This is a genomic window from Acetobacter sp. (assembly GCF_047723915.1).
GTDB lineage: Bacteria > Pseudomonadota > Alphaproteobacteria > Acetobacterales > Acetobacteraceae > Acetobacter.
In genome coordinates this window covers 1-23,997 of sequence record NZ_JBDOBQ010000030.1, presented here as the reverse complement: position 1 = coordinate 23,997, position 23,997 = coordinate 1, and the positions used below count along the sequence as shown (strand labels likewise).

At 61.3% G+C, this 23,997-nt stretch carries 23 protein-coding genes; 13 read left to right on the top strand and 10 right to left on the bottom strand.

Going from position 1 to position 23,997, the window contains the following annotated elements; translation table 11 throughout:
• Positions 1–624 precede the first annotated feature (624 nt).
• Together ABF990_RS12980 and ABF990_RS12975 are read left to right on the top strand one after the other, a co-directional pair.
• Positions 625–1,818 carry a DUF3500 domain-containing protein gene (locus ABF990_RS12980; RefSeq protein ID WP_415491595.1) on the top strand — a complete coding sequence of 398 codons (1,194 nt, stop codon included), beginning with the start codon at positions 625–627 and terminating at the stop codon, positions 1,816–1,818.
• A complete protein-coding gene (locus ABF990_RS12975; protein ID WP_415491570.1) occupies positions 1,815–2,363 on the top strand; it encodes a hypothetical protein in 549 nt (182 codons plus the stop codon). The genes ABF990_RS12980 and ABF990_RS12975 overlap by 4 nt, the downstream gene beginning before the upstream one ends.
• A gap of 17 nt (positions 2,364–2,380) precedes the next feature.
• Here the strand turns inward: ABF990_RS12975 and ABF990_RS12970 are convergent, their stop codons facing one another.
• Entirely contained in the window at positions 2,381–3,502 is a 1,122-nt protein-coding gene (locus tag ABF990_RS12970) for an FAD-dependent oxidoreductase (protein WP_415491571.1), read from the bottom strand.
• A gap of 62 nt (positions 3,503–3,564) precedes the next feature.
• Here ABF990_RS12970 and ABF990_RS12965 point away from each other — a divergent pair, with 62 nt between their 5' ends.
• Positions 3,565–4,011, top strand: a complete 447-nt coding sequence (locus tag ABF990_RS12965; protein ID WP_415500463.1) for a MarR family winged helix-turn-helix transcriptional regulator — start codon at positions 3,565–3,567, stop codon at positions 4,009–4,011.
• Positions 4,012–4,118: 107 nt separating this feature from the next.
• On the opposite strand, the gene ABF990_RS12960 is transcribed toward ABF990_RS12965, so the two are convergent.
• Both ABF990_RS12960 and ABF990_RS12955 read right to left on the bottom strand, forming a co-directional pair.
• Positions 4,119–5,081: a dihydrodipicolinate synthase family protein gene (locus ABF990_RS12960; RefSeq protein ID WP_415500462.1), complete on the bottom strand. Its 963-nt coding sequence runs from the start codon at positions 5,079–5,081 to the stop codon at positions 4,119–4,121.
• 184 nt (positions 5,082–5,265) lie between these two features.
• Positions 5,266–5,970: a GntR family transcriptional regulator gene (locus ABF990_RS12955; protein ID WP_415491576.1), complete on the bottom strand. Its 705-nt coding sequence runs from the start codon at positions 5,968–5,970 to the stop codon at positions 5,266–5,268.
• A gap of 480 nt (positions 5,971–6,450) precedes the next feature.
• Here ABF990_RS12955 and ABF990_RS12950 point away from each other — a divergent pair, with 480 nt between their 5' ends.
• Positions 6,451–7,716: a PLP-dependent aminotransferase family protein gene (locus ABF990_RS12950; protein ID WP_415500461.1), complete on the top strand. Its 1,266-nt coding sequence runs from the start codon at positions 6,451–6,453 to the stop codon at positions 7,714–7,716.
• A gap of 168 nt (positions 7,717–7,884) precedes the next feature.
• On the opposite strand, the gene ABF990_RS12945 is transcribed toward ABF990_RS12950, so the two are convergent.
• On the bottom strand, positions 7,885–8,808 hold the full coding sequence (locus tag ABF990_RS12945; RefSeq protein ID WP_415500459.1) for a LysR family transcriptional regulator: 924 nt from the start codon (positions 8,806–8,808) through the stop codon (positions 7,885–7,887).
• A 134-nt stretch (positions 8,809–8,942) separates the two neighbouring features.
• Here ABF990_RS12945 and ABF990_RS12940 point away from each other — a divergent pair, with 134 nt between their 5' ends.
• Genes ABF990_RS12940 through ABF990_RS12915 form a run of 6 tightly spaced genes read left to right on the top strand, consistent with a single transcriptional unit; the run spans position 8,943 to position 14,011 of the window.
• Positions 8,943–10,445 (top strand): 2-hydroxymuconic semialdehyde dehydrogenase, encoded by a 1,503-nt coding sequence (locus tag ABF990_RS12940; protein ID WP_415500458.1) that lies wholly within the window; start codon positions 8,943–8,945, stop codon positions 10,443–10,445.
• 3 nt (positions 10,446–10,448) lie between these two features.
• Entirely contained in the window at positions 10,449–11,240 is a 792-nt protein-coding gene (locus tag ABF990_RS12935) for a 2-keto-4-pentenoate hydratase (RefSeq protein ID WP_415491580.1), read from the top strand.
• Positions 11,237–12,019, top strand: coding sequence for a 2-keto-4-pentenoate hydratase (locus ABF990_RS12930; RefSeq protein WP_415491581.1), 783 nt, complete (start codon positions 11,237–11,239; stop codon positions 12,017–12,019). The genes ABF990_RS12935 and ABF990_RS12930 overlap by 4 nt, the downstream gene beginning before the upstream one ends.
• Complete coding sequence (locus ABF990_RS12925; protein WP_415491582.1) at positions 12,016–12,456, top strand: RidA family protein; 441 nt, start codon at positions 12,016–12,018, stop codon at positions 12,454–12,456. Before ABF990_RS12930 ends, ABF990_RS12925 begins: the two co-directional genes overlap by 4 nt.
• Before the next feature lie 2 nt (positions 12,457–12,458).
• On the top strand, positions 12,459–13,001 hold the full coding sequence (locus ABF990_RS12920) for a 3-hydroxyanthranilate 3,4-dioxygenase (protein ID WP_415491584.1): 543 nt from the start codon (positions 12,459–12,461) through the stop codon (positions 12,999–13,001).
• Entirely contained in the window at positions 13,001–14,011 is a 1,011-nt protein-coding gene (locus ABF990_RS12915; RefSeq protein WP_415491585.1) for an amidohydrolase family protein, read from the top strand. Before ABF990_RS12920 ends, ABF990_RS12915 begins: the two co-directional genes overlap by 1 nt.
• Before the next feature lie 68 nt (positions 14,012–14,079).
• Here the strand turns inward: ABF990_RS12915 and ABF990_RS12910 are convergent, their stop codons facing one another.
• The 3 genes from ABF990_RS12910 to betB are packed head-to-tail and all read right to left on the bottom strand — an operon-like array spanning position 14,080 to position 17,761.
• Positions 14,080–14,628 carry a prolyl-tRNA synthetase associated domain-containing protein gene (locus tag ABF990_RS12910; RefSeq protein WP_415491586.1) on the bottom strand — a complete coding sequence of 183 codons (549 nt, stop codon included), beginning with the start codon at positions 14,626–14,628 and terminating at the stop codon, positions 14,080–14,082.
• An 8-nt stretch (positions 14,629–14,636) separates the two neighbouring features.
• On the bottom strand, positions 14,637–16,292 hold the full coding sequence (gene betA / locus ABF990_RS12905; RefSeq protein WP_415491587.1) for a choline dehydrogenase: 1,656 nt from the start codon (positions 16,290–16,292) through the stop codon (positions 14,637–14,639).
• A 14-nt stretch (positions 16,293–16,306) separates the two neighbouring features.
• Positions 16,307–17,761, bottom strand: coding sequence for a betaine-aldehyde dehydrogenase (gene betB / locus ABF990_RS12900; protein ID WP_415491588.1), 1,455 nt, complete (start codon positions 17,759–17,761; stop codon positions 16,307–16,309).
• 280 nt (positions 17,762–18,041) lie between these two features.
• On the opposite strand from betB, the gene choX reads away from it, so the two are divergent.
• Genes choX through ABF990_RS12885 form a run of 3 tightly spaced genes read left to right on the top strand, consistent with a single transcriptional unit; the run spans position 18,042 to position 21,043 of the window.
• On the top strand, positions 18,042–18,986 hold the full coding sequence (gene choX, locus ABF990_RS12895; RefSeq protein ID WP_415500456.1) for a choline ABC transporter substrate-binding protein: 945 nt from the start codon (positions 18,042–18,044) through the stop codon (positions 18,984–18,986).
• A gap of 12 nt (positions 18,987–18,998) precedes the next feature.
• A complete protein-coding gene (choW, locus tag ABF990_RS12890; protein WP_415491590.1) occupies positions 18,999–19,853 on the top strand; it encodes a choline ABC transporter permease subunit in 855 nt (284 codons plus the stop codon).
• A complete protein-coding gene (locus ABF990_RS12885; protein WP_415491591.1) occupies positions 19,850–21,043 on the top strand; it encodes a quaternary amine ABC transporter ATP-binding protein in 1,194 nt (397 codons plus the stop codon). The genes choW and ABF990_RS12885 overlap by 4 nt, the downstream gene beginning before the upstream one ends.
• A gap of 108 nt (positions 21,044–21,151) precedes the next feature.
• On the opposite strand, the gene purU is transcribed toward ABF990_RS12885, so the two are convergent.
• The 3 genes from purU to ABF990_RS12870 all read right to left on the bottom strand — a co-directional run bounded on the left by purU (position 21,152) and on the right by ABF990_RS12870 (position 23,748).
• Positions 21,152–22,021, bottom strand: coding sequence for a formyltetrahydrofolate deformylase (purU, locus tag ABF990_RS12880; protein ID WP_415491592.1), 870 nt, complete (start codon positions 22,019–22,021; stop codon positions 21,152–21,154).
• A 2-nt stretch (positions 22,022–22,023) separates the two neighbouring features.
• Positions 22,024–23,100 (bottom strand): GlxA family transcriptional regulator, encoded by a 1,077-nt coding sequence (locus ABF990_RS12875; protein WP_415491593.1) that lies wholly within the window; start codon positions 23,098–23,100, stop codon positions 22,024–22,026.
• 237 nt (positions 23,101–23,337) lie between these two features.
• Positions 23,338–23,748, bottom strand: coding sequence for a ketosteroid isomerase-related protein (locus tag ABF990_RS12870; protein WP_415491594.1), 411 nt, complete (start codon positions 23,746–23,748; stop codon positions 23,338–23,340).
• Positions 23,749–23,997: the final 249 nt, after the last annotated feature.

The following is a 23,997-nucleotide window of genomic DNA, read 5'->3' as shown; positions in this document are numbered from 1 at the left end:
GACCAGACCAGACCAGACCAGACCAGACCAGACCAGACCAGACCAGACCAGACCATGCGATGGCGCGCCGCAATAAGCCCGGCAACCCCCATGAACGCGGCGCGACTGACCTGCCAGTCAGGCCGATAAGGGATTATGCAGGCAATGGCGCACTCTTGCCGGCTGGCGGACAAAACGGCCCTGAAGCGCGAAAACAGCAGCATAAACGCAGCAAGACCCAAGCCGCAGTCTGGAAAAAAACACCACTCTCTGCATGGACATATCCCGGAGCGGTCGTGTGCATCCGGCCTGTGGGAAGGTGCGTATGGCTGGCCGGGCGGTATCCAGTTTTGCACTAGGCAGCCTTGCCCGGCCCCTATATAGGCCGAATATTACCCATACGAAACACAACGCACATAACGGTACAATGCCGCATTGCACGGCTTCCCGGCCACGGGTCGGCTCGGCGGCCCAGAATCTGGCCAGCAGGGGCAGGGTGGCCAGTCCGCCTGTGCCACGGCTTTTGCGGCACGGAGCATGGTACTGCGGACAAAGCTTGATCGGGCGGCCTGGGCCATGCAGTGTTCCATCAGGAGTTCACAAAAGCGTGTACGTTTGGAGATGATCGAGACAGGGCATGGCTGGATGAAGAACAGATACTGGATATTCGGGGCGTTGATCCTGGCTGCCTCCCCTGCCCTGGCGGAACGCCCCGCCCCGCCACCGTCCCCTGTGACGGCGGGGAAAAGCGCGTCTTCAAACGTGACGCATGAGGCTGTTCTTGCGGCCCGCGCCTTCCTTGCCACCTTCGATCCGCGCCATCGTGGAGAGGTGCAGTTTCCTTTTGTCCTGCAACACTCAGGACCATCCGCCCGGACCCGCCGCACCGGGCCGGACCAGTCATCCGCCCCCGTTACCGGGGTGCCACGCCAGACCGTGATACAGCAGGGGCCGGGCCCGGGTTCGCCCGTCAACGTTATCGGGGAACGCTACGGCATGGCGGTATGGTCAGGCTTTCCCGTCAATGAAGGCTTCCGCCCCGGGGTGCAGATCAATCGCCTGACGCCCGATCAACGGGCCGCGGCGTTGCGCCTGCTGCAAACGCTTCTGAGTGCCGGGGGCTACCGGACCGTGCAGGACGTCATGGAGGCTGACCAGGCGCTGACGAACAAAGCCACGCCGTTCGTTTCCGGCAAGGCAACCTACAGCATTGCGATTTTCGGCCAGCCTTCCGACACAGCGCCGTGGATGGTGCAGTTCGGGGGACGGCATCTGGGCCTGAATATCGTCATCGAGGGCACGCATACCGTCATGGCCCCCAGGCTGACCGGCGCGCACCCCTCTGCCTACCGGCGTGGCGACAGGACCATTCGCATACTGGCTGAAGAAAACGACAGGGCTTTCGCATTTCTCGACAGTCTGGACCCCGCCCAGCGCCAGCAGGCCATTCTGCCCTACACGGTCGAGGACATTGTGCAGGGACCGGGACACGGGGGGGAAACCCTTGTACCCGAAGGCATCAGGGGGTCAGCGCTGAATGCCGCCCAGAAAGACAGGCTGATGGAACTGATCGGAGCATGGGTCGGGATCATGAACGACGCTTACGCCGCCCCCCGCATGCGCGAAATCCGTCAGGAACTGGATGAAACATGGTTCGCCTGGAGCGGCCCCACCACCCATGAACCCGGCGTTGCCGGGTCATCCTATTACCGGATTCAGGGCCCGCGCCTGCTGATCGAATTTTCGCCCCAGCATGCCGGTGCCCACACCGCCCCGGAAGTCCATACCGTGTACCAGGACCCCACCAACAGCTACGGCAGCCGGCTCAGCATTCCATGATCAAAGCAAGATTCGCATTTATCGCCACATGCGCGCTGTTCGTTCTTCCCGCATTGGTCTGGGCCCACCGGATGGACAGGACCCTGCAGGCCACCACCATCACGCTGGCCCAGGACCATATCATGCTGCACCTGCGCCTGACACCGGGGCAGGATGTCGCTGAAAACATCATCCGCCAGATGGACCGCAACGGCGATGGCAGGCTGTCTTTCGCCGAACGGCAAGCCTATGTGGCCCAGATCGAGCAGCGCCTGTCGTTTTCCCTGAACGGCCACCCGGCCCCCCTGGTGGCGGAAATTGCGAGATTCCCCTCTTTTACGGCAATCCGCACGGGTAGCGGCATCATAGATCTCCAGTTCCGTATCAAAGTCAGTCTCCGACAGGGAACGTACCGTCTCGCATATGACAGCCAGGGCATGGGGCCGGAGACAGTCTGGCTGGTAAACTGTCTTCTGCCCCGCGACCCCGCGATCCACGTCATTCAGCAAAAACGCTCAGTAAACCAGTCGTCCTACACACTCGATTTTTCCGTGGACGCTCCCTGAACAGGGCGGGACATCTTTCACGCGTCCCGCACCCGCGCGCGATAATGCTCAAGAACGGGGCTGACTCCCCGGGATGAAAAAGCGCCGTTCAAACCCTGTGCCGCGCCTTCGGCCGCTATGGCGGCACGCGCGCATATCGTCTCTTCATAACGGGTGACAGCCGCCCAGTCGGGGGCCTCCGTCATGGTCTCCGTCAGGGCCTCGGCCAGATCGGCCGCATCCGCCAGCGCAAGGTTGACCCCTTCTCCCGCGAAAGGGGACATCAGATGTGCGGCATCGCCCAGCAAGGTCAGCCCTGCCCGGCTTTGCCAGCAATGCCCGACAGGCAGGGCATAAAGCGGGCGAACCCCCAGAAACGTGCCTGTTTCCACAAGCGCCAGCAGGCCAGGCGCCCAACCCGCAAACGCCTGCGCCAGAGCCATGCGAACCTGCGCGGGTGGCATGGTCTGCCATTGCCGCGCAATGGCCTCGCTCAGGCGCAGGCCCGCATAGCCACGAATATGGCCGAACCCGTTGCGCTGTGTGATCAGGGCGCGGTTGTCACCCACCGCGAACATCTTGCCGCTCCCTGTCAGGGCATGAACGGCGGGATGCTGCCCGGCATCAAAACCCAGCTCAACCAGTGTCACGCCCTCATAGGCCGGTATGGCCTCACTCAGCAGCGGCCGCACGCGTGACCACGCACCATCGGCCCCCACCACCACATCGAACTCCGCGCGCCAGTCTGGCCCTATGACTGCAAAACCCCTTTCAACAGCAGCGATTTGCGAAATCTTCTGTCCCCATCGGACCGTACCCGGCTCCAGCGAGTCCAGCAGAATCCGGCGCAGGGCCGTGCGATCAATTTCGGGCCGGTCGTCAGCGGGGTCGTCCCGGTCGAACAGCAGCGTGCCCGCGCTGTCATAAAGCCTGTCCCCCTGATGTTCGGGGCGCGAGGCCGCGATAAAAGCATTTTCCAGCCCCGCAAGCCGCAGTGCACGCTGGCCGGTCTGGCCGTGCAGGTCGAGCGAGCCACCCTGCGGGCGTTCCGCCGCATGCTGGTCCCGCTCGAACACGACGGGCGAGAACCCGCGTAGTTGCAGCAGTCGCGCCAGCATCAACCCGCCGGGACCGCCTCCGATAATCGCGATCCGCTCCATTGCCTTCTCCTGCTCATTTTATTACATAGGAACCTATATACATAAACATAGGAGCCTATGCAATGAGCGGAGACGACTGGGACCCCCTGCGCCATCCGGGCCATTATTTCAGCCGCATCGCACGCGGCCTGACACGGATTGGCGATATACGACTGCGCGAACTGGGCTTTGCCACGGCGCAACTGCCCGTGCTGGCCGCGCTCAGGGATGGAGCCCAGCTTTCGCAGACGGAACTGGCGCGCTGGGCCAAAGTGGAACAGCCCACCATGGCGCAGATGCTCGCCCGCATGGAGCGCGACGGCCTTGTACAGCGCACGCCCGACCCACGCGACAGGCGCTCAAGCCTGATCTCGCTCACCCCGAAGGCGCAGGAACGCCTGCCCGCCGGCCGCGCCGTGCTGCGTCAGGCCAATGCCGACATGACACAGGGCCTCAGCCCGGCGGATGTCGACACGCTTGTGTCCCTGCTCGAGCGCGTGCTGGGCAATATCGACGCTCTGGAACGCTGAAAAACCCACCTGGCCCGTATCGGCCCGGACAGCCACCCTGTGGTCTGCCCATAAAAAAGCCCTCCCGGTGGGGAGGGCTTTTTGCGTCCGGCAGGCAGGACCGCCGCTTACGCCTTGTAGGTCTGCACCGCACCCGGCAGCGTGCTCCACTGGGCGTACCAGGTGTCGAACAGCTTGAGCTGGGCTTCGACGTAGCCGCGCTGGCTTTCGTTCAGCACGTCGCTTTCGTTGAAGTGCAGCGTATATTCGGCATCGCCCTTGAGCACCATCATGTGCTTGAAGAACAGGACCAGATCCGGCCCTTCGTCGAAGGAGGACAGTACGGCCAGCGCCTGTTCCAGTTCCAGCGCGCGCTGACGGGCGTCCACATCGCCTGCTGCTGCGGCACGGGACAGCGCGCACAGATGCAGCACTTCGCGGGGCAGCACGTTGCCGATCCCGGTAATGGCCCCCGTGGCGCCGCAGTTGACAAAACCATGCACCACAGCGGTATCGACACCAATTGTCAGGGACACGCCGTCTTCACGGCTGGTGATGTTCTCGGCCGCGTAGCGCATGTCGTCCGGGCCGCCGAATTCCTTGAAGCCGACAAGGTTGGGGTGTTCGGCGCGCAGGGCGAAGAACAGGTCCGCACGGGTGGCAAAACCGTAATAGGGGCTGTTGTAGATAATGGCGGGCAGTTCGGGGGCGGCGGACAGAATGGCCTTGAAATGCGCTTTCTGCGCCGCGATGACGGACCCGCGTGACAGCACGCGCGGGATGACCATAAGCCCCTTGGCGCCAACTTTCTGGGCCTGCGTGGCCAGGGCGACGGCGCTGGCGGTGTTGATGGCACCTGTGCCGACAATAACCGGTACACCGGCCTTGGCCAGACGTTCAACGCCTTCCATGCGCTGCGCATCGGTCAGAAGGGGCCAGTCCCCCATGGAACCGCAATACACGACGGCGGACATGCCCTGGGCGATCAGTTCCTTGCCCTTGCGGACAAGTGCGTCGAAGTCGGGGGTCCGGTCTGCCTTGCAGGGGGTCATCAGGGCAGGAATGACGCCGTGGAAAATATTGGTGGCCATAACGCGCTCCATTTGAAAACTCATGATAACGGCGGGAGCGGGCACGGCAGAACGGCCCCTGCCCCGTCTTTCAAACAGACCCTAGCCTATTGTATTTTATTTGTCGACAAGATTTCGACAAGAAATCCACCCGCACAGGACGCCCTGCAATATGCCCTGCGACATGACCCCAAAAGCCACAGCGCTAGAGTGCGATATCCAGCCGCTCGTTCCGGGTCAGAAGTTTCTGGACCTGACGGACGATCTGTTCGGCATGTTCGCGCCCAAGCTGCTCGGACAGGACCAGATCGCGCGCCACAATGGCGTCGATCATCTCGTCATGTTCCTCCACGAAGCGGCGGGGCAGCCGATCTTCGTACGACTGGTAGTACAGGCGCAGAATACGCCGTCCTTCATCCAGCAGGCGCTTGAACAGCGACGTGAAATACGGGTTACGCCCCGCCTCGGCTATGGCGAGATGAAACGCCGCGTTGGTCGCGATCATGGCCAGTGCGTCCTGGGCCTCGACCGCTGCGGCAAAGGCGGCCTGATGCTTGCGGATAATCTCCAGATCGCTCTCGCGGTGGTATCGGGCGGCAAGCTGGATCGTCACGCGGTACATCAGCACAAGCGCGTCGAAATAGGTGTGCATGTTCAGGAAGTCGATATTCGACACCATGGTCGAACGATTCGGCAACGTATCAACCAGACCTTCCCCCGCAAGACGCACCAGAGCCTCGCGAATGGGGGTGCGCGACATCTCGAAGCGTTCGGCCAGCAGAACCTCATCGATCGGGCTGCCGGGTGGCAGCACGAGGTCCAGAATTTCGTCACGCAGAAGGTCATAGACCATTTTCGCGCCGGAGCCGCGCTTGCGTTCTGTTGCGGAGGTCTTGCTGGTATTGGTCATTCAGATACAGTCCTGTTGGCAAAACCAGACGTATAGCCGCACGGCCAGCAGGGCAAGAGCATGCATGCGCAAGCCCCTCGGGCACGCTGGTGGCACGCTGGCGGCACACCGCTGGCGAACTGGTGGCCCCCCCCGTCCCCGTGAACGAACAGGCCCGAAACAGGTGCTGAACAGGCAAGGCGCAGCGCGATGTTCATGCCCTGCGTCATGTGCCGGGCGCATAATTGCACGAACAGTCATCCAGACACTTTACAAATGCCGCTGCTCCCTGCTCTTATCGGGGGGCACGGTGTTACGTGATCGGTAGACTACGAGGTTGCGGCCCCTTTCGTTCCCAACCCGGTCGACCTGCTAGCTATTAGGCGGGTGGTTCTCCTGCGCGAGGGCTCCCCAGTCGAAGGCTTTCTGGCAAGCCCATGGCCGCCAAGTCATGTTCGTCTGCAAGACCTACAACCTTTCAGACCCAGTGAGTCCCTCTATATGACCGATCGGTCCCTTCTCGACTCTCGCACGGTCGGGCCGCGTTTCGCGCCCTGGCTTGCGAAAACCAATCCGTTTACCTCCCGCAATATCGCGGCAGCCAGTATTCCCGGGTTGATCAACCTCTCGGGCGGCATGCCCGACCCCTCTCTGCTGCCGGCACAGGCACTGTCGGCCATCGCGGCACAGGCCATTCTGGACTACCCCGATGACTGCCTGGGCTATGGTCCTACCCCCGGCCTTGCCGACCTGCGCGAGACGGTGGCCGAGCGTTTTCGCGCCCGTGGCGTACCAGCCAGGGCCGAAAACGTGCTGATTACGGCCAGCGGCACGCAGGCGCTCGACCTGCTGGGCAAGATCTTCACCACCCCGGGCGATACGATCGCGTGCGAAATTCCCAGCTATGCCGGAGCGTTCGACGCATGGCGGCCCCGCAACCCCACTTACCGGCACCTGGGCCTGCGCGAAGGCCGGGACCTTGCGGCCCGTATGGCGGGGGCTGCCTTTACCTACATGATCCCGAATTTCTCGAACCCGACCGGGTATCTGGTAACACTGGAAGAACGGCGCAAACTGCTTGAAGCCGCCCGCGCCTCGGGCACCCCGCTGGTGGAGGACGATCCCTACGGCGCGCTGTTCTACGACGGGGAACCCCTGCCCACCCTGCTGGAACTGGCCAGCCAGGGCAAGGACACGCTGGATGACTGCCCGATCATTCATCTGGGGAGCCTGTCCAAGCAGTTGGCCCCGGGCATGCGCGTGGGCTGGATTATCGCCGCCCCCGAAACCATCCGCATGCTGTCCACCGCCAAGCAGGCCAGCGACATGTGCTCAAACGGGCTTGCCCAGCGCATGGCCGTAAAAGCCATGCAGACCGGCCTGATCGAGGACTGCCACCCCCGCATTATCGCCCTGTACCGCGCACGCCGTAACGCGCTGTGCGCGGCCATGGCCCGCCACATTGCCGATTATGTCACGTGGGAGGTACCCGCCGGCGGCATGTTTGTCTGGGCGAACCTGCTGGATACGACAGTGGATGTGGAACGCCTGGTGGATCTGGGCATGCAGGCCGGCGTGCTGATCGGCCCGGGTGAACCGTTCGACCCGCTGGGTCTTGTCCCGCCGGCCATACGGCTGTCATTTACCTATTGCGATGAAGCCAGACTGGACCAGGGCATGGCCAGACTTGCGCAGACGTTCAGGACCATGGGTGTGCAGCCCGGCGCGCGGACCTACCCCGCGACAAACCCGACGCTGACCTCCTGACAGGCCGGGCCCTATGCGCACCGCATGGGGCCCACGCCCGCACACCAGACAGAACCACGACTACGGGTGCGTGCAGGCGGGCCTGCCCCATGCCCGCACTATACGGCAAGACACGGACAGCCCCGCACGGCCCAGCGCGCGGGTGCCGCATGTGTTTTGTATGATCCTTTATATTGCAAGGCTTTTTCCTGCCTCATCCCGCAGGGTATCGAGAAAAATCTGGGCTGCGGGCCGCATACGCACGGCCGGGTTCAGCGTCACCCCGATAGGGTGGGATGTCGCGGGCAGATCGACCGGCAGAACGTGAATGAACCCCATATCGGTTTCGACCCGGGCGACGGATGTCGGCCACACGCCGATATAGTCATCCTCCAGCAGCAAGGCGCGATTGATCAGGAACGACACCGATTCGACATAGCGCTTTGGCAGGTCGAGGGACGCGGTGCGCAGGGTGGCCTCGATCTGGCGGCGCAGGGTTGTTTCGTAACTCGGCATGATCCACGGCCATTCCAGCAGATCGGCCAGCGTGACATGCCGCGCCCCCACCAGCGGGTGGGCAGCCCGCACGACAATGCGGGCGACATCGTGCATGAGAAATTCATGCACAAATCCGTCCCGCAACCCGAACTCGGGCTGGCGGCCAATGACCATATCCAGTTCCCCGCAACGCAGGGCAGGCAGCAGCACATCGTTCGTGCCTTCCACAACCTTGATCACAAGCCGCGGCCGCAGACGCTGGAGCGCCAGAATGGCGTTGGGCAGCAAAAGCCCGGACGCCGCAATCAGTGTGCCTATGGCGATGCGCCCACCCGTTCCGTCATGCAGGTCGGTCAGTTCCTGCGCCGCTGAATCGAGCTGGGACAGAATAAGCCGGGCATGAACGCCCAGCATCTCACCCGCCGGTGTCGGCACCGTGCCACGGTTGGTACGCGAGAACAGCGCCGTCTGCAGGCTTTGCTCGGTTTCATGCAGGGCTTTGGTCACGGCCGACTGGGTCATGTTCAGGCTGGCGGCTGCCCGCACCAGATTGCCTTCGCGCAGGATGGCGGCAACAAGACGCAGATGGCGGATGGTCAGGCGGTTGATCTGCATTGTCCGACTCCGGTTCTGGGCATGGCTTTAGCTGATATTCCTTTCAGTTATAGAAAGGCGTCAAGAAATCCCTTTTAATACATACCTGAAAACGGAACACTCCAGGTGCCGCTTCTAAGCCGCCAGGAGACCCCATGCCGCAGCACAGCCCTGACCCCACGCCGCCCGCAGCCGGAGCGCATGTCCCGCTCCTGCGCAACTACGTGGGCGGGCAGTGGATCGAAACCGAAACCCGATTTGACGATATCAACCCTGTCGATGGCAGCGTGGTCGCACAGGTGTGCGAAGCAGGGCAGGCTGTCGTGGACCATGCCGTTGCCGCCGCGAAAACCGCCATGGCAGGAGCATGGGGACGCACCACGGCCGAGGCGCGCGCACAGGCCCTGCGCCGGATCGCGGACGGAATAGAGCGCCGGTTCGACGCTTTTGTCGCCGCCGAAATCGCGGATACGGGCAAGGACGCAGCCCATGCCCGCACCATCGACATCCCGCGCGCCATCGCCAATTTCCGCGCTTTTGCCGACCAGGTGGCAACCGCGCATGGCGACTGTTTTGAAAGCACCACCCCCGACGGGCTGGGTGCGCTCAACTACACCATCAACAAACCTCTGGGCGTGGTCGGCATCATTTCGCCGTGGAACCTGCCGTTACTGCTGCTGACATGGAAAGTGGCCCCGGCTCTGGCCTGCGGCAACGCCGTAATTGCCAAACCCTCGGAAGAAACACCCTATTCCGCGACACTTCTGGCCGAAGTCATTGACGAGATCGGCCTGCCACCGGGCACGTTCAACCTCGTGCATGGTTTCGGCCCCAACTCCGCAGGCGGTTTCCTGAGCACGCATGACGGTGTGGACGCCATAACCTTTACCGGGGCTTCGGCAACGGGCACGGCCATCATGCGGGCGGCCGCCCAAACGGTTAAGCCCATCTCCTTCGAACTGGGCGGCAAGAATGCGAGCCTGATTTTTGCCGACGCCGACTTTGAAGAGGCCGTGACCGGCACATTACGCTCGGCATTTTCAAACTGCGGGCAGGTCTGCCTGTGTACCGAGCGTGTGTATGTGGAACGCCCGATTTTTGAAAAATTCGTGCAGGCACTCAGGCAGCGCACCGAACAGATCCGTATCGGCAGTCCCTATGAACAGGGTGTGACCATGGGGCCGCTGATCTCGGCTGAGCACCGCGCGAAGGTACTGTCCTATTTCGACCTTGCCGTGGCCGAAGGTGCCCGGGTGGTCACGGGCGGAAACGTTCCGACCTTTGGGGACGAGCGCGACAGGGGGTATTTTGTCGCCCCCACGATCTGGACGGGGCTTTCGGATAATGCCCGCTGCATGCAGGAAGAAATTTTCGGCCCCGTCTGCCACATTACCCCCTTCGATACCGAGGAAGACGCCGTAAAGGCCGCCAACGGCACGCGTTACGGGCTGGCCACCGCCTTATGGACCAGCAACCTCAAACGCGCCCACCGGCTGGCCCCGCGCATGGAAACCGGCATTGTGTGGGTGAACACATGGTTTCTGCGCGACCTGCGCACGCCGTTCGGCGGTGTCAAACTCTCGGGGGTCGGGCGCGAAGGCGGGCGGCATTCTCTCGCGTTCTATTCCGAACCGACCAACATCTGCATAAAGCTCTGAACCATGTCCTTCGCGAAAGATCATATCTACGCCGCCGCCACACGCCTGCTGGCCGCAGCCGCAACCAGAACCCCCTGCCCCCCGGTACGCGACCTGCTGGGGCCGGACGCCATAGACGATGCCTATGCCGTGCAGCAGCAGCTTGTGCGCGAATATCTGGCGGCAGGCAGGCGGCAGGTCGGCCACAAGATCGGGCTGACCGCCCGGTCCGTGCAGAAAGCCCTTGGCGTGGACCGCCCGGATTTTGGCGTGCTGCTTGACGACATGGCTTTTCCCGAAGGGGCGGAAATCGCCTTCGGACACGTCATGCAGCCCAAGGTCGAAGCCGAGATCGCCTTCGTTCTGGGCCGGGATCTGCCCAAAGAGGGCACGACCGTTGCCGATGTGGTCCGCGCGACCGACTGCGTGCTGCCTGCGCTGGAAATCGTCGGCAGCCGGATCGCGCACTGGGATATCAGCATTGCCGACACCATAGCCGACAACGCATCATCCGGGGCGTTCGTGCTGGGAGCCTACCCCCGCACACTTTCCAGCGTAGACCTGCAACTTTGCGGCATGGTCATCGAACGGCGGGGCGAACCTGTCTCGACCGGTGTGGGCATGGCCTGTCTGGGTTCGCCGCTGAACAGCGTGGCATGGCTGGCCCGTACCATGGTGCATCACGGCACACCCCTGCGGGCGGGCGACATTGTGCTGTCCGGGGCGCTCGGCCCGATGGTGAACGCCAGTGCCGGAGACTTTTTCGAAGCCCGGATCGAAGGTCTGGGCAGCGTCAGCGCAGGATTTTCAGCATGACACAGACACGACTGGGCACCTACGCACGCGCGCTCGACACGGCCGCCCGAACCACCACCCCCATCGCGCAGTTGACCCTTGCCGAACCCGGACTGGACCGGGCCGCTGCCCTCAAGATCCAGCGTGCGCTGATGGAGGAACGCTACAGCCGTGGCGAGACGCGGATCGGGCTCAAGCTGGGGCTGACCAGTGTCGCCAAAATGCGCCAGGTCGGGGTGAACGAGGTCATATGGGGTCGGCTGACAGACGCCATGCTGCACCACGATGCGGCGGAACTGGCCTTTGCCAGCTACATTCACCCCCGCGCGGAGCCCGAAATCGCCTTTATGCTCAAGCGCGGCCTGCCACCGGATGCCAGCCTGACCGAAACGGCCCAGGCGGTCGAGGCCGTGCTGCCCGCAATCGAGATTATCGACAGCCGTTACGAAAACTTCGTGTTCAGCGAAGCCGATGTCATTGCCGACAACTGTTCGGCCGCTGCGGTCATTCTGGGCAACCCCATGCCCCCGCGCGATGTCGGCAATCTGGGCATGGTCATGCGCCTTGACGGGCGCGCAGCACAACTGGGATCGAGTGCGGCCATTCTGGGCCATCCGCTACGGGCCTTGCTACGCGCGGCACGCCTTGCCGCAGAAGCGGGAGAACCCCTGCAACCGGGCGATATCGTCCTGGCGGGCGCGGCCATGGCCGCCGAACCTCTGCGCCCGGGTGCGTATGTCTGTGTCGAGGTACAGAGCCTTGGCCGGGTTGGATTCACAGTCCGTGGAGAGACACCATGACACGTCAGGCCTTTGTCGTGCCCGGCAATGCCAAGCCCATGGGCAGTTTCCCCCATGTGCGCCGCGCAGGCGATTTCCTGTTTGTTTCAGGCACCAGTTCCCGCCGCCCGGACAACAGTTTCGAGGGCGTGCATGTCGGGGCGGATGGCAACCGCCACCGCGATATTATCGCCCAGACACGCGCCGTTATTCGCAATATCGAAAAAATTCTTGTCAGTGTTGGCGCATCCCTTGCCGATGTGGTCGAAATTTCCACTTTTCTCGTTAATATGGACGACTTTGCCAAGTACAACGCCACCTATTCCGAATTCTTAGGCCCCGAAGGGCCAGCCCGCACGACGGTCGCGGTGGCGCAACTGCCCCACCCCGATCTGCTGATCGAAATCAAGGCCGTCGCCTATTCCCCTCTCAAACCCCATGACCGGTCGGAGGCATGACAATGTCCAAACTCTCCGCGTTCAATTTCAAGACATGGATCGACGAACACCAGCACCTGCTCAAACCCCCTGTGGGCAACCAGCAGATCTGGAAAGATGCCGACATGATGGTAACGGTCGTGGGCGGCCCGAACCAAAGAACCGATTTCCATGACGATCCGGTGGAAGAATTTTTCTACCAGCTCAAGGGCAACATGGTTCTCAAGATCGTGGACAAGGGCGAGCATTACGATGTTCACATTCGTGAAGGGGATATTTTCCTTCTTCCCCCCCATGTCCGGCATTCCCCGCAACGGCCGGAGGAAGGCTCGATCGGGCTGGTGATCGAACCGGCCCGTGCTCCGGGCGCGCGCGACGGGTTCGAATGGTACTGCTTCGAATGCAATGGCCTTGTACACCGTGTGGAAGTCGAACTGAAAAGCATTGTCGATGACCTGCCGCCTTTGTACAAAGCGTTTTACGACGATACAGCAGCCCGCACCTGCCCCCATTGCGGCGCCCTTCACCCTGGCAAGACGCCTCCGGCCGGATGGGTGACGCTCTGATGATCATCGATATCCATTCCCATTTTTTCCCCAGAACATGGCCTGACCTTGCCGAACGCTTCGGCTCGCCCGACTGGCCGTGGATGCGCCATACGCAAAGCGGCAAGGCCGTTGTCATGATTGGCGAACGCGAGTTCCGCCCCGTCACCTCCGCCTGCTGGGACCCCCAGCAACGGCTGGAAGACATGGACCGCGACGGGATCGACCTTCAGGTTATCTCCGCAACACCCGTTCTGTTCGCCTATGACCGCCCCGCCGAACAGGCTTTGGCCTGCGCGCGCCTGTTCAATGACAGTGCGCTTGAGCTGTGCGCGCGCTCCGGCGGCCGTATGCGTGCCTTGGCCCAGGTGCCGTTGCAGGATATCGACCTGTCCTGCCGGGAAGTCAGCCGCGCCATGGCGGACGGGCATCTGGGGGTGCAGATCGGCAACCATGTGGGTGAGCGCAACCTGGACGATGAAGGCCTGCTGACCTTCCTGCACCATTGCGCGAGCGAGGGGGCTGCGGTGCTGGTTCACCCCTGGGACCTGATGGGCATGAACAGGATGCGCAAATATATGCTGCCCTGGCTTGTCTCCATGCCGGCGGAAACGCAGCTTTCCATCCTATCCCTTATTCTGTCGGGGTCTTTTGAAAGACTGCCGCGCAGCCTGCGCCTGTGCTTCGCCCATGGTGGCGGCAGCTTTGCCTATCTGCTCGGGCGGGTCGACAATGCCTGGAAGCACCGCGACATTGTGCGCGAGGACTGCCCCAACCCGCCCTCCAGCTATGTGGACCGCTTTTATGTGGATTCAGCCGTGTTCGATGAAGGCGCCTTGCGCCTGCTGGTCGATGCCATGGGGTCTGACCGGGTTGTGCTGGGCACCGACTACCCCTTTCCACTGGGCGAACAGCAGATGGGGGCACTCGTACGCGGCACGGAACGCCTGAATGCCACAGAAAAATCCCGCATTCTGGGCGGAAACGCCATAAAATTTCTGGGTCTGGAAAAGGAATTCCCAGTCGTATAGGCCGTATGGACCGGGGGCGTGCATCCCCCCCGGTCCATAGCCGGTACAGGCCACACCCGCCCGAACACTCAGGCCTGAGGGGCCTGCTCCTGATCCAGGGAAAAAACAAGGGGCGTCACCCCCAGGCGTTCCAGCGCTTTTTTCAGATCCGCTACGGCCAGCGAAACGCTACAGGTACCGCACATGGTGTGACAGATAATGAAATCCTCGCGCCACAGATCCTCATCGATCGCAAAGGTTACCTTATGCTCGGCGTCCGCAAGCAGGCTGAACGGACCCAGCGCACCCGGCAACGTATTGAGGCACTCCATCATCAGATCGGGTTTGCCGAATGAGAGCTTTTTGCTCCCCAGCGCAACGGCCAGACTTTTCATGTCCACCGCCCGCCGGGCAGGGCATGTCACCACGAAAAGCTTGCCCTTGGCGTCCTTGAGAAAAAAATTCTTGATCTGCGCGCCCTTGAGCGCTCGCAGGTAGGGTTCTGCTTCATCCACCGTGTGAACAGGCGGATGGGCAAGGCTTTCGAACGCAATGTCCGCGCTTTTGAGAAAATCCAGAACGCGCTGCGTCTGCCGCGCATCCCATTCAGCCTGTTCGGTCTCGTTCAGTTCTGCCATACCCTCTCTCAACGCTGTTGTGTCTGCCAGTCATCGGGCACGTAATACGGTGCATTCGATGCGGGTAAAAGCGGTTTTCCCATAATATGATCGGACGCCTTTTCCGCCAGCATGACAGTGGGCGCGTTCAGGTTGCCGTTGGTGATACGCGGCATGATCGAGGAGTCGACAACGCGCAATCCCTCGACACCGATCACCCGTGTCTGGGGGTCCACCACAGCCATGGGGTCATCCGGGCTGCCCATCTTGCAGGTACAGGACGGATGCAGCGCGCTTTCCACCTTGTCCCGTATAAAGGCGTCGATCTGTTCATCCGTCTGGCAATCGGCACCGGGCTGGAGTTCCCTGCCGCGATAGGGGTCAAAGGCTTTCTGCGCGAAAATCTCGCGCGTCAGGCGCACGCAATGGCGCATATCCACCCAGTCATCCGGGTGGCTCATGTAATTGAAGCAGATCCGTGGCTTGTCTTCCGGGTTGGCGGAGGCAAGCCGGACCCAGCCGCGGCTTTTGGAGCGCATGGGCCCGACATGGGCCTGAAAACCATGCCCCGAAGCCAGGCCCTTGCCATCGTACGTGACCGCCAGAGGCAGGAAATGAAACTGGATATCGGGGTATTGCAGCCCTGCACGACTGCGGATGAAGCCGCAGCTTTCGAAATGATTGGTTGCCCCCAGCCCGTCCTTGCGCAACAGCCAGCGCAGCCCGATCCCCAGCTTGGCCAGGGGGCTCATAGCCGAATAAAGCGTAACGGGCTGCGTGCAGGCGACCTGAAAATAAAACTCAAGGTGATCCTGCAGGTTTTCCCCAACACCCGGCCGGTCGGCCAGTACGGGAATGCCGTGTTCCTTCAGTTCCGCCGCCGGGCCGATACCAGACAGTTTCAGCAATTGCGGGGAATTGATGGACCCACCGCTTAAAATAACCTCCCGGCGGGCCCGCACGGTAAATTCCTGCCCACCCTTGCGGTAGACCAGCCCGACGGCCCGTCGCCCTTCGAACACGATCCTGACGACACGGGCATGGGTCTCGACCTTCAGGGTCTTGCGCGACAGGACCGGGCGCAGATAGGCATTGGCGGTGCTCCACCGCCGACCGTTCCTGACGGTCATGCTCATCTTGTCAAAACCTTCCTGCCGATAACCGTTGTAGTCGCCCGTGCGACTATAACCGGCCTGTTCGCCTGCCTTCATCCACGCTTCGTGCAGGGGGTTGTCGAGCGTTCCGTACTGGGTGTGCAGCGGCCCCTGCCTGCCGCGATATTCGCTATCGCCATCGCCCGAGCCTTCCGCCCGCCGGAAATAGGGCAGGACCTGCGCATACCCCCAGCCCGTGGCCCCCATGTGCTCCCATTCCTGAAAATCCAGGGCATGACCGCGCACATAAACCATACCGTTGATGGAGGAAGACCCGCCCAGCCCCTTGCCGCGCGGCGTATGCATGCGCCGCCCGTTCAGGTGCGGTTCGGGTTCACTGTCGTAAAACCAGTTGAAGCGCTTGTCGTGCATGGGCATGGCCAGGGCGGATGGCATCTGCACGATAATAGAGCGATCGCTCCCGCCAAATTCCAGAAGAAGAACGCTGTCCTGCCCGGATTCCGTTAACCGGTTGGCCAGCACACATCCGGCGGACCCCGCCCCTACAACAATATAGTCGAATTCAGACATCGGCTTTTTCCCGCTCAGTAGGGTGCGTCCACATCCCCCAGCGCCACATAGACGGATTTGACCTGGGTATAATGTTCCACGGCAAGACGGCTATTTTCACGGCCCAGACCGGATTGCTTGTACCCGCCGAACGGCAGTTCCACCGGCGTGATGTTATAGGTGTTGATCCAGCATGTGCCGGCCTGCAACTGGTGAATGACGCGGTGTGCGCGGGCCAGGTCCGCGGTAAAGACGCCTGCCGCAAGACCGAACGGCGTTGCATTGGCCCGGGCTATGACTTCCTCCTCGTCCACAAAGTCGGCCACCGACATCACGGGGCCGAAAATTTCGTCGCGCATGATGCTCATTTCATCAAGGCAGTCGACAAATACCGTTGGTGCGACAAAGGCCCCCTTGCCCAAAGCACCATCTGTCATGCGGGTGCCACCTGTCAGCACGGTAGCCCCCTCGGCCTTGCCCGCTTCAATGGCAGCCAGCACTTTTTGCATATGATCCTGCGAAATCAGCGATCCCATCTGGGTTTGCGGATCAAGCGGGTTTCCGACACGGATTTTCTCGACCCGTTCCTTCAGGGCTGCGAGAAAACGCTCCCGGATGGAGGTGTGCACGAAAACCCTTGTACCGTTCGAGCAGATTTCACCCGCCGAATAGAAATTGGCCAGAAGTGCCGCCGAGACGGCATTTTTGATATCCGCATCGCCAAACACGATCAGAGGCGATTTGCCACCCAGTTCCAATGTCACGTATTTCAGTGTCCCGGCGGCGGCGGCCATGACCTTCCGGCCTGTCCCGACCTCCCCCGTCAGGGAAATCTTGCGGATTTCGGGGGCCTGGGTCAGCATCTGCCCGACATCGCGCCCGCCCTGCAACACGGTAAAGACCCCGTCGGGCACGCCTGCCTGTTTGTAGATTTCGGCCAGTTTCAGCGCGCTGAGCGGTGTCAGTTCGGAAGGCTTGAAAATCATGGCGTTGCCGCAGGCCAAAGCCGGTGCGGATTTCCAGCACGCAATCTGGATCGGGTAATTCCATGCCCCGATTCCCGCCGTCAGGCCCAGCGGTTCACGCCGCGTGTACCCAAAGGCCTCGCCCCCCAGATCCACGGCCTCCCCGTTGATGGTGGCGGCGACCGCGCCGAAATATTCCACCGCATCCGCGCCGGACAGGATATCCACCGCTTCGGTTTCGGCTATGGGCTTGCCGGTATCACGCGTCTCCAGTTCGGCAAGGGCGGTGTTGTGTTCACGCAGCAGGTCGGCCGCGCGGCGCAGGATACGCCCGCGCTGCGCGCCGGGCATGGCGGCCCAGACCTTCTGGCCCTTCTGCGCGCTGTCCAGCGCCGCGTCCAGCGTGTCGGGGGTGGCACTTTCGATCAGGGCCAGTGTCTCGCCCGTGGCGGGGTCGACACTGGCAAAACGTTCCCCGCTGGACGGCAGATAGGCTCCGCCTACCCAACTGCGGCCAATCTCCATATCCTTACCCCTTCCCGTGCCCCGAACCGCCAGGCTGAGCACCCGGCCCGACTTCCATAAACCTGCGGCGTGTCATTACATACAAAAAACGATCTGCCCTTCTTGAATGACATGGACATTTTTTTGAAGAAAAATCCACTTAACAAAGTTATGAAGCCTGTCGGCGATATTTAAAAAAAATTCCTGTTTTTTCTTCGTATTTCTCTTGCGCTTTATTTTATTTTTTATTCAGAATGAACGCAATTATGGATCCACAATCCAACCAGAGATGCCCCGCCTGATGAAAACGCTTTTTCTCGCCGCCTCTGCCCTTCTTGCTTCGGCCCTGTGCGCGCTTCCTGCACGGGCGGCGGACCCGGACCCCGCGTCGTGCCAGCTGGTGCGCATGGGGGACGCCGGCTGGACGGACGCTACCGCCGTCACGAACCTGACGGCCAACATCCTCCAGGGCATGGGCTACAGGACCAAAACCCCCATGATCGCGCTGTCGGTCGCGTATCTGTCGCAGCAGATCAAGCAGCTTGACGTGTTCATGAGCGACTGGGAACCGTCGGCCGCGTCCGTCGTGGGGCCATACCTGCAAAAAGGGGCTGTGGAACGCCTGACCACCAACCTGTCAGGCGCGCATTATACCCTTGCCGTGCCCGATTACGTGACGGCGGCCGGGCTGCGTGACTTCAAGGATATCGCCGGCTGGGCCGACAAGCTGCATTCCACCATTTACGGGATCGAGCCCGGCAATGACGGGAACCGCCTGCTGCTGGGCATGGTCCAGCATAACGACTTCGGGCTGGGCAAATTCAAGGTGAACGAAAGCAGCGAACAGGGCATGCTCTCCCAGGTTTCCCGCGCGATTGCCGCCCAGCAGCCCATCGTGTTCCTGGCGTGGGAACCCCACCCCATGAACATGCACTTTCATATCACCTACCTGACGGGGGGCGACAAGATTTTCGGGGCGTCCGCCTCGGTCAACACCATTGTTCGCAACGGCTACGCGCAGGAATGCCCGAATGTGGGGCGGCTGCTCAAGCAGCTCGTCTTTACGGTACAGGCTGAAAACGAGATGATGCAGGCCATTTCCGAAAACCATGTTCCCGCCCCCCTGGCCACCAAACAGTGGCTGAAGGCGCACCCCGAGGTGCTGGATAAATGGCTGGCGGGCGTCGTCACGACGGATGGAGCACCTGCATTGCCCGCAGTTCGCGCATTTCTGGGCCTTCAGTAAATCGGACCTCTTATGCTCAACGCCGTCACTGACTGGATTACGTCGCACAAAATCCCGCTCGGCATGTGGATGTCAGACCTCGTGGACTGGATTCGCACGCATTGCACCGGGGTTCTGGATATCATCAGCAACAGCATTACCTGGGGGGTCGATTCGTTTACGGCCCTGTTGCAGGGTATGCCCCCCATTCTGCTGATCGCCATTTTCGTGGCTGGCACGGCAGCCCTCAAGCGCCGCGTGCTGGCCCCTGCCCTTGTCGGCGTGGGGCTGACATTCATCCTCAACCAGGGATACTGGGACGACACGATGGCGACTCTCTCGCTGATCCTGTTTTCCACCCTGACATCCATGATCATCGGTGTGCCGCTGGGCATTGCCGCCGCCCACAGGCCCTGGCTGGACAAGGTTCTGCACCCCCTGCTCGACCTGATGCAGACGCTGCCCACCTTTGTCTATCTTATCCCGACCCTGATCCTGTTCGGCCTGGGCACCGTACCGGGGTTGATCTCCACCATCATCTTCGCCGTGCCAGCCCCCATCCGCATGACGCAGATGGGTATTTCATCCGTGTCCAAAATTTTCCTTGAAGCCGGGGAATCCTTTGGCGCGACACCCCGACAACTGCTTTGGAAAATCGAGCTGCCGGCGGCCCTGCCCATGATCCGCGCCGGGCTGACACAATGTATCATGCTCAGCCTGTCCATGGTGGTGATCGCTGCCCTGGTGGGAGCAGGCGGCCTGGGCGTGCCGGTTGTCCGCGCACTGAACAGCGTGCAGGTCGATATCGGGTTCGAGGCCGGGTTCGCCATTGTCATTCTCGCCATCATCCTGGACCGCGTCTGCCGCGCAGGGGACACCGGAAAATGAACTCAGCTCTTTCCTTCCGCCATGTGGACATCATGTTTCCCGCCCGCAAGGGGCCCGGCCTCATGGCCAAGGCCCTGGACATGGCCCGTGACAACAAAAGCCGCGCCGATATCCTGAACGACACGGGCATCGTCCTGGGTGTGTCGGATGCGAACCTGGAGGTCGAACGCGGCAAGATCAGCGTGCTGATGGGGCTTTCGGGGTCTGGAAAGTCCACCCTGCTGCGGGCCGCCAACCGGCTGAACAAGACCGTCAACGGTCAGGTGCTGATCGGCAACGGCGTGGCCCATGTCGATATCGCCACCTGCGATGACGACACGCTGCGGGACCTGCGCAAAACCCGCATTGCCATGGTTTTCCAGCAGTTCGCCATTCTGCCATGGCGTACAGTGCGCGAAAATGTTGGCCTGGGGCTGGAACTGCGCGACATTGCCCCGGCCATCCGACGGGAAATGGTCAATGAAAAGCTCGAACTCGTCGGGCTGGAAAAATGGGCCGACGCCAACGTCAAGGACCTGTCAGGCGGCATGCAGCAGCGTGTCGGCCTGGCCCGCGCCTTTGCCACCGACGCCGATATCCTGCTGATGGACGAACCTTTTTCCGCCCTGGACCCGCTGATCCGGCGCAAGTTGCAGGACGAATTGATGATGCTGCAACAAAAGCTGAAAAAAACCATCCTGTTCGTCAGCCACGATATCGACGAAGCCATGAAAATCGGCAACCAGATTACCATCATGAAAGAAGGGCGTATCGTCCAGACCGGCACACCGCAGGATATCGTGGGCAGCCCGGCCAATGACTATGTGCGCGAATTCATCAGCCACATGAACCCGCTGCCCATCATAACCGCCAGCAATTTCATGACGCCGCTGACCCCACCTGACCTGTCCGACCTTTCGTTGAACGGACAGGGAGGTTTCAGGCTCGATCAGGCGGCAGGCACACTTGCCTCACCCACACGGACATTGAACCTTGTGGTGCTGGACGCCGGGCAGGACCTGCCTGCCGGAATCTCGGACGGGGATGTGCTGTGCGTGCCCGAGCAAACCCCGCTCAGCACTGTTGCCCATTTCAGCCAGGCAACACCCTGGCCCGTGCTGATCCATAAGGACAGGACCCTTACCGGCCTGTGCGACCAGAGAACCATTGTCGGGGCTATCGTCAAGATCAGCCAGCAGGCCGCCGCCTGACTGGCGGGGTTGGGCGCAGCATAGTGCGCGCAACCGGCGCGATGCGGCCGGGATAGAAAAAAGGAGAGCCAGGGCTCTCCTTTTTTTATGCGGAGTGACACAGCCGGGTCAGTTCAGAAACACCACCGTCTTGTCGTCATTCAGGATAACCCTACCTTCGAGGTGGTACATGACCGCCCTGGACAGCACACGACGTTCGATATCGCGCCCCTTGCGCACCAGATCTTCCGCCGTGTCGGAATGGGTCACCCGTTCGACATCCTGCTCGATGATCGGGCCTTCATCCAGGTCGGAGGTCACATAATGCGCCGTGGCGCCGATCAGCTTCACGCCTCGCCGGTACGCCTGATGATACGGCTTGGCCCCTTTGAAACCGGGCAGGAACGAATGGTGGATATTGATGCAGCGCCCTTCCATCTCCCGCGCGAAACGGTTTGACAGCACCTGCATGTAACGGGCCAGCACCACCAGTTCGGCCTTTGTATCGGCAATAATGGTGCGCAGCCTGTCTTCCTGCTCGTCTTTTGTGCTCTCGGAAACCGGCAGGTAGTAAAACGGAATATCCCCCAGAGCGATCCGGCTGCAGGCCACATCCTTGGGATGGTTCGAGACAATGCCGACCGGCTGCATGGTCAACTCGCCAATGCGCCAGCGATAAAGCAGGTCGTTCAGGCAATGGTCGAACCGCGACACCATAATGAGCGTGCGCGTGTTTTCGGCCCTGTCGCGCAGGGTGTAATACGCGCCCACACGCGCCGCCACGGCATTGAGCCGTTCACGCAGGGCAGGAATTTCCGTGGCCTGCAACTGGCAGACCATACGCATGAAATACCGGTCCTGCGCCTTGTCGTTATGCTGGTTGATATCCATGATATCGCCATGGCATTCGAAAACAACCTGCGAAAACGCCGCGACAATACCCGGCCTGCTTTGACATTTTACTGTAATAACAACAGACCGTACGTCCTGAGCCTGCATTTTTATGCCTCTTCAAACAGTCGAACGCCCGCATAATTGTCCTGCGAGGGTGCAAGCGGCGCAAAAGCTCCCCCGGCACCCGACATAAGGCGCAGTTCGGTGGGGGTCAAACCGAACCGTGCCTTGAACTGACGTGAAAAATGCGCACAGTCGGAAAATCCGGTTTCAATGGCGATTTCAGTAATGGACATGTCGCCCTGACGCAAAAGGGCCCGCGCATAACGCAGGCGGATCAGACGGTAGAAATCGGTCGGTTTCATGCCGATCTCGGTCTGGAACAGCCTGACAAGGTGCCGTGGCGAAAGCCCGAGCTGTTCGGCAATCACGCCGATGGACACAGGCTCGTTCATGTTCTGCTCCATCGCCATGGCTGCGCGCTTGACGTGGGCGTTCGTGGTCAGGCGAATTTCTTTCATGAGCGGGGGCGTAGGCTGCAACAGGTTCTGCTGCCTGGCGGCCTGGCGTTCAAGCAGCAGGACATGGCTTGCTTTCTGGGCCGTCGATTTGCCGAAATGCTTTTCTATCAGCGAACAGGCCATATCCGCCGTGCCAGCGCCGCCCGAACAGGAAATGCGATTACGATCAGCTATGAAAAGACGGTCGCTGATAACCGCATGATCGGGAAATTCCTCAATAAAATCCTGCCGGTGATACCAGCTTACGCAACAGAGCCGGTTTTTCATGACCCCGGCACGGCACAGCACGAACACACCCGTGCAGATCCCCACCAGCGTCACACCCAGACCGGCCGCCTGCCGCAGATAGGCCAGTGTCTGCTCGCCCACCTGTTCGGTACCATGCAGCAGGCCACCGACGACAACGATATAGTCGAACTCCGACGGGGGACGCAGGCCGGTATCGCGGCTGATGGGAATGCCGCAACTGGAGCGAACGGGTTCTGACTGTTCGGACATGACAGTCCACTGGCAGCGAATGGGCCGGCTGTTATCGTTGCGGTCGGCGGCAAGGCGTAAATGGTCCACCAGCAGCGCAAAGGCCGAGAGGGTGAACTTTCTGGCCAGGATAATCCCTACGCGCAGGTTAGGCGCGCCATCCAGCCTGGGAGTCATGTTATTCATAACCGGTCTCCCTGTCCTTGAACCGCCCGAGCGGGAGCCGCTTTCCTGCAGAAAGCGGCCCGACCCGTGAACCACGTTCGGGGGCGGAACGCCCCGTCCGGCGTCAGGCGCGACACCCTGTGGCGTCATGTCCTATTTGTTCAAGAATGGTATATTCCGGCAATCGCCATTTTCAAAAATGCGACATATTTTTTTAATTTACGCAATTATGATGGGCGGGCCGCAGCCCGGCCACCGTCAACCCGCGACCTGTTTCATCCAGTCTTCGAGATTGTAATAGTTGGTGATCCGGGCAACCCTGCCGTCCCTGATTTCGAAAAAGGCACCGGCGGGCAGCACATAGGTCTGGCCGTTGGCGTCGGGCAGGCCGTCATCCGTGCTCAGGTAAGTGCCATGCACAATGAATTCAGCCGCCGCACGGGTGCCGCTGGCATCGGCCATGACGACAATATCCTTCAACTGCTCGCTGTAGCAGCGATCCATGCGTTGCAGGAAAAGCCGGAACGCATCGCGCCCGATCTCGCGCCCGCCCTGGTTGATGTCATGCGCGACATCATCCGTCAGCAGAGCCAGAAAGCCCTCGCGGTCGCCCGCGTTGAAAAGTGCATAATAACGGGCGACAAGATCGCACGCAGCCTGTTGTGACATATGAACCCTCCTCCACAAAACCAGGACAAACGCCTGGAAAAACAAATCCGGCCAGAACCGGAACACCCGGCAAGGCAGAACGGCCCTGACTGTACTGCACACCGGCATTTTATGCCGCCAGGGGACCGCAGCATCCCCCTGTTTGCAGTCTTACCTTATTGAGCCGCCACCCCCGCGAACAGACCCTAAAAAGTCCCGATCTTAGCGTGTATAGATCGGGAATCTGGCGCAGAGTTCGCGCACGCGGGC